The 12,456-nt window shown below is 33.8% G+C and carries 17 protein-coding genes; 3 read left to right on the forward strand and 14 right to left on the reverse strand.

Annotation, left to right across the window (positions count from 1 at the left end; all coding sequences use genetic code 11):
• Positions 1-210: 210 nt before the first annotated feature.
• The 6 genes from ACFWDE_RS12330 to sleB all read right to left on the reverse strand — a co-directional run bounded on the left by ACFWDE_RS12330 (position 211) and on the right by sleB (position 4,649).
• Entirely contained in the window at positions 211-747 is a 537-nt protein-coding gene (locus tag ACFWDE_RS12330; protein WP_377892594.1) for a DUF1697 domain-containing protein, read from the reverse strand.
• Positions 748-904: 157 nt separating this feature from the next.
• A complete protein-coding gene (locus ACFWDE_RS12335) occupies positions 905-1,402 on the reverse strand; it encodes a GNAT family N-acetyltransferase (protein ID WP_377892596.1) in 498 nt (165 codons plus the stop codon).
• Positions 1,403-1,429: 27 nt separating this feature from the next.
• On the reverse strand, positions 1,430-1,786 hold the full coding sequence (locus ACFWDE_RS12340) for a hypothetical protein (RefSeq protein ID WP_105584878.1): 357 nt from the start codon (positions 1,784-1,786) through the stop codon (positions 1,430-1,432).
• A 104-nt stretch (positions 1,787-1,890) separates the two neighbouring features.
• Complete coding sequence (locus tag ACFWDE_RS12345) at positions 1,891-2,487, reverse strand: YhcN/YlaJ family sporulation lipoprotein (protein ID WP_002085166.1); 597 nt, start codon at positions 2,485-2,487, stop codon at positions 1,891-1,893.
• 26 nt (positions 2,488-2,513) lie between these two features.
• A complete protein-coding gene (gene ypeB, locus ACFWDE_RS12350) occupies positions 2,514-3,854 on the reverse strand; it encodes a germination protein YpeB (RefSeq protein WP_377892598.1) in 1,341 nt (446 codons plus the stop codon).
• Between the two features lie 15 nt (positions 3,855-3,869).
• Positions 3,870-4,649 (reverse strand): spore cortex-lytic enzyme, encoded by a 780-nt coding sequence (gene sleB, locus ACFWDE_RS12355; protein WP_377892599.1) that lies wholly within the window; start codon positions 4,647-4,649, stop codon positions 3,870-3,872.
• A 144-nt stretch (positions 4,650-4,793) separates the two neighbouring features.
• Here sleB and ACFWDE_RS12360 point away from each other — a divergent pair, with 144 nt between their 5' ends.
• Positions 4,794-5,126: a DUF3889 domain-containing protein gene (locus ACFWDE_RS12360; RefSeq protein WP_377892600.1), complete on the forward strand. Its 333-nt coding sequence runs from the start codon at positions 4,794-4,796 to the stop codon at positions 5,124-5,126.
• Between the two features lie 66 nt (positions 5,127-5,192).
• Here the strand turns inward: ACFWDE_RS12360 and ACFWDE_RS12365 are convergent, their stop codons facing one another.
• Together ACFWDE_RS12365 and ACFWDE_RS12370 are read right to left on the reverse strand one after the other, a co-directional pair.
• Positions 5,193-5,816 carry a Pr6Pr family membrane protein gene (locus ACFWDE_RS12365; protein ID WP_377892602.1) on the reverse strand — a complete coding sequence of 208 codons (624 nt, stop codon included), beginning with the start codon at positions 5,814-5,816 and terminating at the stop codon, positions 5,193-5,195.
• 20 nt (positions 5,817-5,836) lie between these two features.
• Positions 5,837-6,754 (reverse strand): serine hydrolase domain-containing protein, encoded by a 918-nt coding sequence (locus ACFWDE_RS12370; RefSeq protein ID WP_377892604.1) that lies wholly within the window; start codon positions 6,752-6,754, stop codon positions 5,837-5,839.
• Between the two features lie 129 nt (positions 6,755-6,883).
• Here ACFWDE_RS12370 and ACFWDE_RS12375 point away from each other — a divergent pair, with 129 nt between their 5' ends.
• Entirely contained in the window at positions 6,884-7,555 is a 672-nt protein-coding gene (locus ACFWDE_RS12375) for a hypothetical protein (RefSeq protein ID WP_377892606.1), read from the forward strand.
• Between the two features lie 32 nt (positions 7,556-7,587).
• On the opposite strand, the gene kynA is transcribed toward ACFWDE_RS12375, so the two are convergent.
• Genes kynA through kynU form a run of 3 tightly spaced genes read right to left on the reverse strand, consistent with a single transcriptional unit; the run spans position 7,588 to position 10,377 of the window.
• Entirely contained in the window at positions 7,588-8,427 is an 840-nt protein-coding gene (kynA, locus tag ACFWDE_RS12380; protein ID WP_377892608.1) for a tryptophan 2,3-dioxygenase, read from the reverse strand.
• 31 nt (positions 8,428-8,458) lie between these two features.
• Complete coding sequence (gene kynB / locus ACFWDE_RS12385; RefSeq protein WP_377892610.1) at positions 8,459-9,088, reverse strand: arylformamidase; 630 nt, start codon at positions 9,086-9,088, stop codon at positions 8,459-8,461.
• Positions 9,089-9,090: 2 nt separating this feature from the next.
• Complete coding sequence (gene kynU, locus ACFWDE_RS12390; RefSeq protein ID WP_377892612.1) at positions 9,091-10,377, reverse strand: kynureninase; 1,287 nt, start codon at positions 10,375-10,377, stop codon at positions 9,091-9,093.
• Between the two features lie 159 nt (positions 10,378-10,536).
• On the opposite strand from kynU, the gene ACFWDE_RS12395 reads away from it, so the two are divergent.
• A complete protein-coding gene (locus tag ACFWDE_RS12395) occupies positions 10,537-11,148 on the forward strand; it encodes a TetR/AcrR family transcriptional regulator (protein WP_377892614.1) in 612 nt (203 codons plus the stop codon).
• Between the two features lie 36 nt (positions 11,149-11,184).
• Here the strand turns inward: ACFWDE_RS12395 and ACFWDE_RS12400 are convergent, their stop codons facing one another.
• From ACFWDE_RS12400 to ACFWDE_RS12410, 3 genes are all read right to left on the reverse strand, one after another.
• On the reverse strand, positions 11,185-11,622 hold the full coding sequence (locus tag ACFWDE_RS12400; protein WP_377892615.1) for an NUDIX domain-containing protein: 438 nt from the start codon (positions 11,620-11,622) through the stop codon (positions 11,185-11,187).
• A gap of 263 nt (positions 11,623-11,885) precedes the next feature.
• Positions 11,886-12,125, reverse strand: a complete 240-nt coding sequence (locus ACFWDE_RS12405) for a DUF3953 domain-containing protein (protein WP_377892617.1) — start codon at positions 12,123-12,125, stop codon at positions 11,886-11,888.
• 21 nt (positions 12,126-12,146) lie between these two features.
• Positions 12,147-12,392: a DUF3977 family protein gene (locus ACFWDE_RS12410; protein WP_377892618.1), complete on the reverse strand. Its 246-nt coding sequence runs from the start codon at positions 12,390-12,392 to the stop codon at positions 12,147-12,149.
• Between the last annotated feature and the right edge of the window lie 64 nt (positions 12,393-12,456).

Genomic DNA, 12,456 nt, shown 5'->3' on the forward strand with positions numbered 1-12,456 from the left:
ATATCTTATTTTGTACTTATGTGTGTGATGTTTCTTATTTTAATATTTTCTGAAGGATTTTCATCCCTATTACTCGATGAAATAAAGAACCTACCTTTATTTATGGCACTTTGTTCTTCATTCTTTATTTATCCTATCGTTGAGCTCATTGTCGCCAAACAATATAAATAAAAAAAGTGGTTTTCTGTAAATAGAAAACCACTTTTTTATTTACATCTCTTTTGCTATTGCTTTCAGCTTATTCACAGTACGCCAGTTCCTTACTGTAGCTGGCGTATGTAATTTTTGAAACTGGTTCATTAGTTTAGAATTCCGAATGCTACTTTTGAATAACAAATATACAACTTTCTCATAAATATAGCATTCTTCAAGTTCACTATTGTACATAAGTAACCCCTTACTGGCTTCTTCAGAAAGTGGATTAGCTAAAAAGGCCACATGTACACTTTCTCCTTCTAATAACGAATGGGTCTCGTAAGGACACTTTTTAATAATATTAATAAATTCATCATTTGTTCTTAACATGACTGGAACATCGAAATCAAAAACATTCTTAATTTCACATTCAATTCGTTCCTTTAAAAAACTTATCTCTTCTTCTGACTCAAACACTACATTTCCACTTTGAATATATGTTTTCACTTTTTTTAAACCTATTGATTCAAAGACTTTTTTCAAATCCGCCATTTTGATTACTTTATGCCCACCTACATTAATTCCCCGTAGTAGTGCAATATAAATTGTCATATAATACTCCTCACGTATTTAAGTGCTCAACAATCGATTTGTTTTGCACCTTCATATTTCTCGGATACTGGCTTTAATTCTTCTAACATATCATGCATGGACAATATCTCAAATAAAAAAGCTTACTTCATGATTTTTCAAGAGTAAGCTTTTTAAATTATTTGGTTATCGATAAATGTAATATTAATTGTTGTCCAATCGGTCCCATTCTTCTATACCCTTTATCTTGAAACCCAACTTTTTCATATAACTTTTGTGCCGGAATATTTTTTTCATTTACAGCAAGAATTACTTCATTTTTTATTGGATAATAATATTTTACAAAGTCTTGTAATAACGCCAAGGATTTTTTAGTATATCCTTTCCCTTGTTTATTATGATTAACAGAAAAAGAAGTTAAAAGTATGGCATCCTTATTTTCTGTAAACTCCTGTACTCTATCACCTGTTTGTAATATAAATACACCTACAGGTACTCCGTTATAGTCTAAAATAACAACTACATTTTTCGTTCGATCATTTTTCGCTTTCTCCAGTAATTCACCTGGATTCGCCGTAAATTGAACTTGTTCACTTGGTAAAGTAAATGATTGTAGTATCTCTTTATACTGCTCCTTATACGGAACTAATTGTATTTCCCCTGTATGTATGTTCATGCTTAACTCTCCCATTCCTTCAAGTCATTAACTTAAACCTTGCTGTGTTTTAGAATGCACTTTTCCATCCAAAAATGTAATCTCAGCAAATGATTTTGGATCGCTGCCTTTCCAAGCAAAAATTTGTTTAATTTGTGTAGAATGCTCTTCCCCTTCTTCTATGAGTAAATCCCCTTCAAAACCGATTAAATCTTTCACTTCTGTATAAGTCATTCCTTCATTAATATTTGAGAAATGATTTATATTAATGGACTCTTGCTTTTTATTTTCCGTTATAGTAGAAGACGTAGCTGTTTTCTTCTTCACTTCTTTCTTCTGTTCACACGCTGTCATACTAAAACCTATGCATAAAACACCTAATATGAGTGCGCTTTTTTTCATCATAACGGTTGTCCCTCCCCTCATTATTAAACCATATATTCCCTTAAAAATAAACTGAATATTTAATCTTACAGAAAAATCCCGTACAATTTAGCACGGGATTTTCACTATTTTTTCAAATGGTTATTTGACTGATCTTCTTGTTCTTTTCGTAGTTCTTGTTCTTCATCTTTTGGTAATTGTTTATCATTATCTTTAATCGGATTCGTTTCTCTATTTTCAATCATATCATTTGGAACTTGCGGCATTACTCGGCCAACAATTGCTGCTAATTCATCAAGTATACCTTCACCAGTTTTACCTTTTTTAATTTGCTTACCTATTTGTTTTAATCTTTCATACGTATCAACATCTGCTACAACGACTGCATTAGCACCATTTGGGTCATTCTTCAAACTTTCTGCTACGGAGTACTTAATTGACTCAACACGAGTTCGATCAAGTTTTGCTTTTACATCAATACCTACAACAGCATATTTCCCAACTACTACTGCTGTCGCATCGTTTACGCCAGGTATACTTGCAGCTAAAGATGCCAGATGATCAGCTGCTTTTTCATTTGGCTTATTTGATTTATTTGTATACGTAACATTTTTCATCGAGACATTTTTTTGTTCTGGCTTTTCATTAGGATTGTCTTTTTTTCCAATGCTACATCCAGTAATGACGAAACAAAGCATTAACATATATATAATGATTTTCATTATTTTCACCACTTTATCATTGATGTTTAATCATAAATTTTTTCAACAGCTTGCATCTTCTTCACTTTTTCTTCTGCACCACTATTTGCGTTAATGAAGATTTGGTACGTATCTTTCCCTAAAGTACCAATAAATTCATAACAAAGTACTTCATTATGCAAGTCATTTACTACTACAGCTTTACGTTCCTCCATAACTTTTACATCGGGGTTTATTTTCTTTCTCGCCTCAGCAGCAGTTAGTTTCGCACTCGGAATTGTTCGTTTTTGATGCGATGCTAAATATTCTTTCGCAGAAAAACCAACAATCGATCCATCATCTAAAGCAATTTTCATTTGAATTGCTTCTGGATAAATACGCACTCCATTTTCATTTACAACGTACGTAAACACACCGATATTATCATATTGAGAACTATCAAATAGCTCCATATTTGTAAACTTATGATCCTTTAAAAATGTTAATCCTTTACTTCCTGCATCATTTAAACTAATTTTTTGCTCTTTAATTTCTCGGTTATTCATTACCCAAATTGGATATCCACCTTTTCCGGTAATATCCATATAATACTCATTGTTCGTTGCTGGATCTTGAATTTTTACACTGTAGAATGATTCTTTTGCACCTTTTCCACTTTTCTCAACTTCTACTTTTTCATTCCCTTTTAAGTTTAAAAATGATTTCGCGATTTTTTCCGCTTCCTCTTTCGAAATCGCTTTTCCTTCTGCCTCAAATCCGCCTTTTTTATTCTTTTGTGCACTTGTAAAAGTCGGTCCAAAGTTTGTGGACGAATATGATGTTACATTCTTTTCTACCGTCTTTAATCCATCGATAATTGTGTTATCTGCTGGATCTTGGTTTGACGCAAGAGCCATTTCTACATCCATCCAGCGAAGATTATTTTTCAATACAAGATGCTGCACTTTTCTCAGTTCATCTTGTATATTTCCTGCATTTGAATATAAACCTTGCAACGTTTTATATTCTTGATCATTTAACGGTTCTTTTTCTAAATCACGAACCGCTGCACGATAACTAAAATCACCAATATTCGCAAGGAACTCTTCCGTTTTATTAAATGGCATTAATGTTAAAGGTAATTGTCCTACATCAGAACGAGCCTCTGATGTTAAACGCCATACATCTACTAAAGCTGGCGATAATGAGGAACGTGAATTCATCGCCAGTGCTGTTCCAATTTTATCGTGTAATAAATCAACTTCATATGCTAAATCATGAAACGCACGCTGATAACTATTTTCCGCTCGAATTAATACTGCATTTTTTTCTTGATGCTCTTTATAGCCCCAATACCCTGTTCCGACTACACCTACTGTTAACAATACAATGATAATACCTCGTAACATGTTTCCACCTCCGCTCTATTTACAGAAAATATGTTTACCAATTTTTTTAATTTGTGGACGAGTCCAAATCCATTTACTTGTCGCAGTATCTGGATTGAAATAATATAATGCATTCCCAGTTGGGTCCCATCCATTGATTGCATCTAATACGGCTTTTTTCGCATTTTCATTTGGCGTTAAATATATTTGTCCATCTGCTACTGCTGTAAAAGCTCTCGGTTCAAAGATGACACCTGAAACGGTATTTGGGAAGGATGCACTTGTAACACGGTTTAAAATAACCGCAGCTACTGCAACTTGTCCTAAATACGGCTCACCACGGGATTCTCCGTATACAGCGTTTGCCATTAGCTGAATATCATTTTGAGAATAACCGTTTGGAACATTTGTCCCTTTGCTTTGTGGTGGTTTATTTTCTTGCGTACCTCCACCGCTATTCCCTTTATTAGTTGTAGTACCTTTATTAGCGGTTGACTTATCATACTTCGTCGCCTTTACAAGCATTTGCTTCGTTTTAGCACCCGCTAAACCATCAACTGGTAATCCGAATTTTTGCTGAAAGTTTCGAAGTGCCCAATATGTACTCCATCCGAAAACACCATCAACTTTCCCCGTATAAAATCCGTTATATTTCAAACGAGTTTGCAGTTCAATGACATCTTCTCCAGAAGCTCCCCTTTGAATCACTTGATTAGAAAAGGCTTCTACATTCTTGGTTTGTATACTACTTACCATTAAAGATAAGCCAATAAAGGTAAGTAAAACCGCTATCTTCAAAAAACCTTTTTGAAGCATATATTTCCCTCCTTAATTACAGTAATGAATTCATGGTTATGTTTTGTAAATATGAAGCTTTTATGTAAAGAAGACAAAAAAACCCAAACTTATATGCTTGAAGATATATGCACACAATATAAAAAAGAGTAAAAGGAGCTTATTATGAAGTATTTCTTCACACGTATAGCATTCGCGATTTTTTTACTAACAGCATGTTCAAATATATATACTGGTCCATCTATAGTTCACGCACAGCCGCCCTATGCAAAATGGGGTAAACTAGCCGTTGAAAAAACGAAAGAACAATATCCGAAAGCAGAGATTATTGATTATCTTCATATAGGTAGAAAACCAAAAACTGTTCAAATAACAGTTGAAAAGTTTAAATTATGGCTTCGTGAGAATGGAAAAGAATATGGTGTTTTTGTTGATGTAGAATTCGATACGAAAACAGATAAGTTTTTAAAGATGTCATTTCAGAAAACAAATCGATAGAACAAATAAACCCCTCTGTTTTAAGTTAAACAGAGGGGTTTATTCATATACATTTAATAATGAAAGTTATTGTTTTAAACTTAAAGATCGATTCCCTAACATTTTCACCAATCCACAAATAACTCCAATTACAACTGCTATTCCGATACTATATATAAATACTCTACCATATCCACCTATTCTTGGATCTAGAAACGGATATGGGTACCAATTAACGAATGGACCTCGTATTAAGCTATAGACAACATATAAAAGCGGGAAAACAAGCCAACTCGCAGCCTGTTTCCATGTAATGGTCTTCGTAGGTGGATTTATAACCCAATCTAAAATCATCGCTAATGGCATGATGTAATGAAGCACAGTATTTACCCACGGTATCGGTGTTTGAAGTGACTCTTCTAATCCCCTTAATAACAAAAAATAAATAAGCCCTGTAGTCAGTATGTATACTGTAGCTGCACCTCGAAGAACTCCAAACTGCTCCGAACGTCCAAATAGGGCTGACCCTAAACTACTTAATAGAAGAATTACCGCCACTAAAATGTTGCTTTCAATTGTGAAGTAACTAAAAAAATTAACTGGATTGAACGGTTTCACTTGTGCTCTTGTAACAAATTGAGTAATAAGTGCACTAAACGCTAAAAGACTTAAAAACAATCTAAATATCGCTATCGTTTTAGCACTTCTCATAACACATCTTTCTCCTGTCCTTATATAGAATTAGAATTCTCTTGTACATGCTCTATAAATAACTTTAATGGTACGAGGCCACGTTTGGGCATGTGACTACTAATAACAGCTACGAGCTCTAACTGCGGAATGATAATAATGTATTGCCCTCCGTATCCCATAGCAAAATATATACAATACGGTATGTGAAATCTTTCGTTATTTAATACCCACCAGTGATATCCATATGCCCCGACATGTTCATACGTTTCAAATAGAGCTGTACTTGATTCTTCTAACCATTTCGATGATACAATATCATTTCCCTTCCAATATCCATTATGCAAACATAATTTTCCTAGCTTTAATAAATCTATAGATTTCATTTTCATACCGAATCCGCCGACATATATACCTTGCGGGTCTTGTTGCCATTCATATTCTGTAATGTTTAATGGCTCAAATAAATAATTTTTCGCGAACTGCTCCGTCGACATTCCAGTTGCTTCTTGAATGATGTAACTAAGTAAATGAGAAGAACCTGAATTATAATTCATTTTCGTACCCATTTCTTCAATGAGCGGCTTTTCTAAAATGTATTGCACCCAATTGTCTGATTCCACAAAATCATTTGGGAAAACAACCCCATTTCCGAACTCTTGCCAATCTTCTCCTGTTGTCATCGTTAATAAATGATACAGCGTTAGTTCCCTCTTTTCCTCCGGTACATTGGGAATCCATGTTGTGATTGGTGTATGTATATTATTTATAAATCCTTTATCAATTGCGATACCAATTAATATAGATACGATACTTTTTGTAATCGAATTTATTTTAAACAAGTCATTTGCACAGTCTATCGTTTTATAGTACTCAGTCGTTAATTCCCCCTTTTGATAAACAAGAAATGTATTAACCTTTTTCTTTTCAAATTTATTTTGTAATTGCTCGAAATTCAAGAAATCTTCCTCCGTTTTAATGTTTATTTGACTATATAGTATTTGTTGTTTATGTAATTTTATCTCTCTTTCTCTATTAAAACACATCCTTTTATTGTATGTTTGAATTTAGAAAGGAGTTTTTATACGATGACCAATAATTTAAAGGGCATTATTGTGAGTTATAGTTATCCTAGTTTAAATGGCGTGTATTTACGCCCTGGACTATATTTAAACCATGACACAAACCCAAACATATTTCTAGTCGGATATAATCCAGCAACTCCAATTCATAAAAACGATTTGAAGCAAAGCGAATATCAAAACTTAATTTTATCCCATAAAAAATTCATTTCTTATTATGAAGCGCTACGAATAAAGAAAGGTAAAAGAAAACTATCTTCAACTCGAAAAAGAATTAATGATTTGGTTACAAAAGTTTTTACAGATCCAAATGAAGTAATGTTCGAAACTAATATTTTCTCTTATCCAACATCAAAAGAAAAAGAATTACGAGCATTACCTAAAGATATCTTAGAAGAAGTAAAGCAACCATTTATTGAGATGTTACATACAATACAACCTTCTATAATCGTTGTACACGGAAAAAGAGCACTTTTAAACCTGATTTCAATCTTACAAAACTTAAATTTCCTTTCAAAAGATTTCATTTTTCATAAGCAATATACATTTAAATTCCTTTATCCAAACTCAAATAAATTCTGTACAATCATACCTTACCGCCATTTAAGCCGAATTGAAAACCAATCTTATCAACAATTTCAAAAACGTCTAATAAACGAAATTAACTCTAAAAAATAAAACCTGACAGCTATAGCTGTCAGGTTTTATTTTTATAACTTAGTTCGCACATTCCAAAGTTCAGGGAAGAAACGCTGATCAAGCACACGTTTTAAATAGGATACACCAGAAGAACCACCAGTTCCCATCTTAAAACCAATAATTCTCTCTACCGTTTTCATATGACGGAAGCGCCATTGTTGTAACCAATCTTCAATATCAATTAACTTTTCTGCAAGTTGATATAAATCCCAATATTTTTTCACGTCTGCATATACTTCTAACCAAGCTGCTTCTACAGTTGCATCCTCTTCGTAAGGCTGCGTAATATCACGATTTAACACATCTTTATGAATTTGGAATCCTTCTTTAACAAGCGCTTGTATCGCCACATCATACAAACTTGGTGCATGAAGTGCTTTATGAAGACGAGCATGTAATTCTGGGTCTTTTTCATAAATCTTTAATGCATGTGTTGTTTTATAACCAAGTGCATACTCAATCATTCGATATTGATACGACTGAAAACCTGAAGCCTGACCAAGTGAATCACGGAACTCAATATATTCTGATGGCGTTAATGTCGCAAGAATATCCCAAGATTGAATAATTTGCGACTGAATTTTTGATACACGTGCTAACATTTTAAATGCAGGTGCTAATTTATCTTGTTTAATAGATTCAATTGCTGCATTCAGTTCATGTAAAATTAGTTTCATCCAAAGCTCACTCGCTTGGTGAATAACGATAAATAACATTTCATCATGATGATCTGATAATCTTTGTTGACTAGATAATAAGCTATCTAGCTGTAAATACTCTCCGTACGTCATATTTTCCTTAAAATCAGTGTGAATCCCTTTTTCCATAATTACCTTTTCGTTTTCTTTCATATTAGTCAAACGCCCCTTTTAACATTTCTATTTATATTGGTCTAATAACAGCTCGAACTGGACTTCCATCTGCATCTGTTAATGCAAGTGGTAAGGCAATAAGTTCGTAATCGCCGTCTGCTACGTGATCTAGTACGACATTTTCTAAAATGTGAATTCCGTGTTTAAATAATTGATGATGTGCTGCTAGTTCTTTATCATCTAACGGATCAACTGATGGTACATCTACCCCGATTAAACGAATGCCCTTATCTGCAAGAAATGGTGCAATATCAGCACGTAAATACGGGGTTTTTTCTGGAAATTCTTGCGCTTTACCATGTGAAGATGTACGTAATAATAATCGCTCTACACCTTCTAAGTTAAAACGTTCTAATTCCTTTTTACCGATACTCTCCAGCCCTGAAACATCGATAACTCGTGCTGCGCCTACGTATACTTGTATATCTAAATCTAACACCTTCTTGCCGTCATTATCGAAATGAAAAGGTGCATCAATATGAGTACCTGTATGGATACTCATCGTTAACTTTCCGACATTTACCGAACCACTGTCTTCTTTTGACCATGAAACTTCATACGAGAACGGTGTATCCCCTGGCCACGTCGCGATATCATTATTTAGCGGTTGTGAAATATCAATCCACTGCGATGTTTTCATGCTTATGCCACAACCTCTCGCTTATTTTCAAAGTTTTTATATTCTTCATTTTTCATAATTTCCTTTAAGATTTGTACAGAGTTCCATACTTCCTCATACGTATTGTATAAAGCAACAGGCGCAAGTCTAACTCCATTTGGAGCTCTAAAGTCTGGAATCACTCCATTTGCTTTTAACGCTTTACATATACGTGCCGCCTCAGCATGTTCTAAATAAATATGCCCGCCTCGTTTTTCATCCTCTAGCGGATTTCCGATTGTAAATCCCATATCATTTAACTCCAATTGAATTAAATCGAGCATATATCTTGTTATATGTAATGACTTTTCACGTAATCTCTCAATACGGGCATCTTTAAAAATTTCAAGAGAACCGATTAATGGTGCAATACTTAATACGTGAGGTGTCCCTATTTGATAGGCCCCAGCATGATCAGCTGCAGTTAATGAATGTTCCATATCAAACTGCTTATCTTTTCTAGAACTAAACCACCCAGACAATCCTGGAATTCTATTAAAGTGCTTTTTATTTACATAAAGGCCCCCAACACCACCAGGTCCTGCATTTAAATATTTATAATTACACCATATAGCGAAATCAACATCCCACTCTTTGAAATGATGTGGAATAGATCCAATTGAATGACATAAATCAAATCCAATATGAATACCACGTTTATGAGCTTCAGTTGTTAATCGCTTCATATCAAGAATCTGTCCGCTTCTATATAGTACAGAAGGCAATAAAATTAAAGCGATATCATCAGTCATCGCATGAATGATATCTTCCTCATTTAATGTTCTACCATCTCTGCTCTTTACTCTCATTAGGTGCTCATCTGGATCTAATCCTTTTAAACGAATTTGACTTTGGAGCGCATATATATCTGACGGGAACGTTAATTCATCCGCAAGAATTTTTGTACGTATTCCTTTCGGCTCATAAAACGTCGCAATAACTTGATGTATATTCGCAGTCGTGGAACCGGTTACAATTGTTTCTTCCGGCAAAGCTCCAATAAGAGGTGCTGTCAATTCACCTAATTTCTCCGAAAGGAAAAACCACGGATGCTCACCTTCAGTCCATCCATCAATTCCAAACTCTTTCCATGAATCTAGCAAAGTAAGTAACGATTTCTCTGCTCTTTTTGAAAGCAACCCTAAAGAGTTACCATCTAAATATATTGTTTCTTCTTTTTTATAAAATTCAGTTTGAAAATCTTTCAGTTCATCATGTTTATCACATTCAAGCGCATACTCATAAGTTGGTTGAAATGGTTCTTTATACATGGTGTCACCTTCTTTTAATTTTCTTTTTATTCTAACTAATTGAAATATATCACTTAAATTGATATGACGTCAATGATATTATGTCAGTTGACTTTATATACTAACTTCTTTTACAATACAATTATATTTTCAGATATTTCAGTATAAAGAGGTGATTCTTTGAAAAACACTACTCTTTCAACAAGAAAACACCGCTCCTTAGAAACGAAAAAGAAACTATTACATTCCGGTTATACTATTTTTATAAAAAACGGATTTCAGAAAACTACAATCACGCAAATTATTAAACATGCAGAAACTGGTTATGGAACAGCATATGTATACTTTAAAAACAAAGATGCTCTCCTCGTCGTTTTGATGGAAGGTGTGATGAATCGCTTTTATGATATTGCTGATCGCTCTTTTTCCCCTCAAACAAAGGCCGAAGCACGAGATATGATTCAGAATCAAGTGCGCGCTTTTTTACAGTTAGCACAAGAAGAAAGAGCTATATTACAAGTTGTTGAAGAAGCAATAAGAACCTCAAAAGAAATACGTCAAAAATGGGATGAGATTCGCGAACGCTTTGTAACACGGATTATACAAGACATTACTCATTCCCTGGAAAATGAATTAGTACGAACTAAGTTAAATAAAGAGATTGTCGCATGCGGCTGGTTCTCTATGAATGAAATGTTCCTTTGGACAATCGTGCAAAATGATAAAGAGATAGATTTAGAAGAAATTGTATATACGTTAACGGAGATGTACACCACGGGGTTATATATATAGCACACTTCATATATTTAAAGTGTGCTATTTTATCATTTATAAAAATATTCTATCTGGGTATGGTAATGCCAATGGTGGTCTTTCAAATAAGGGAAAATACTGTAGTTTTAAAGATTCTCCATCTATCGCTTTCAACTCTCCACCGACAACTTCACATTCAAATACAACTACAATATACTCTACTTGATCTCCATTCGAATATGTATGTCTGAATTCTTCCCCTCCAAACACTCCTTTTTCTTTTTTCACTTCTACTTTTAATCCGGTTTCCTCCCATACTTCCCTAACAATCGCGTCCTCTGGTGTTTCTCCTGGTTCAATTGCTCCAGCTGGCAAACTCCAATATTCTCCTCCAGGGTATTGAAATAAGATCTCTCCTTGCTCATTTTTAATAATAGCAGCTACACTTGGCATAAAAATAAGCTCAGATCCTACATTTTTACGAAGTCTTTTATAATACAATGACATCGGCATTTAATTTTCTCCCCTCTTATAAACAACTATATTTTCTAACAATTTTTATATAATATTATTAAAATCAACTTCTATTAATGATATTGTTTTAAAACAGTATTTCCAAGGTAAGAAAAGAGAACATATCCTTACCTCTTCTGAACTTACTTATTGGATAACGGAAAAATTTTGTATTGATAAAAAAATGTACCAAGCAGCTACTGAAATTTTTAATGAGAAAACTTCAAAAAAATAAACCATTACTCAATATGTTAAGTAATGGTTTATTTAAAATATTTTATAAGCGATATAATGATACAAAATAGTGATGTAAGTAAAAGCAAAAGCCCCATATTTTTATTCTCTTTTTCATCGTTCTTAAAGTTTTGTATCCCCATACCAGCAAGCATGAAACCTAACAGTAATTGTAAAATGAGCATACTTTGCTTCGAACCATCATTCCAACTATAAATGGAATAGCCTAATACAATAATTGCGAGTATGAATGTGGTAATTCTAATCATAAGAACACCCCCTGTTTTATTTTATTGTTTTAATCTACTCACAATTCCAACAATAAATTTATACTCATCTCTACTTTTTCTTACTTTCTTAAACCCTTCTTTCGTGTCAAAAATAAAACACGTTTTCCGAAACCAGACTCGTACATATAAAGACTCAAAGTAAATGGGTTTTACAATTCCTCGTTCCTCAAATTCAGTCCCATCCTTATTCTCCGTTTCCGTCCGAACGAACCACCGATTTCCGATACCAATTTCAATATACTTCACTTACAACTCTCCTTCAGGAAATCTTTTTTCTAACTATTCTATTATTTCCCCGGCAAGCGCACAT

Source organism: Bacillus sp. NPDC060175 (genome assembly GCF_042728695.1).
Lineage (GTDB): Bacteria > Bacillota > Bacilli > Bacillales > Bacillaceae_G > Bacillus_A.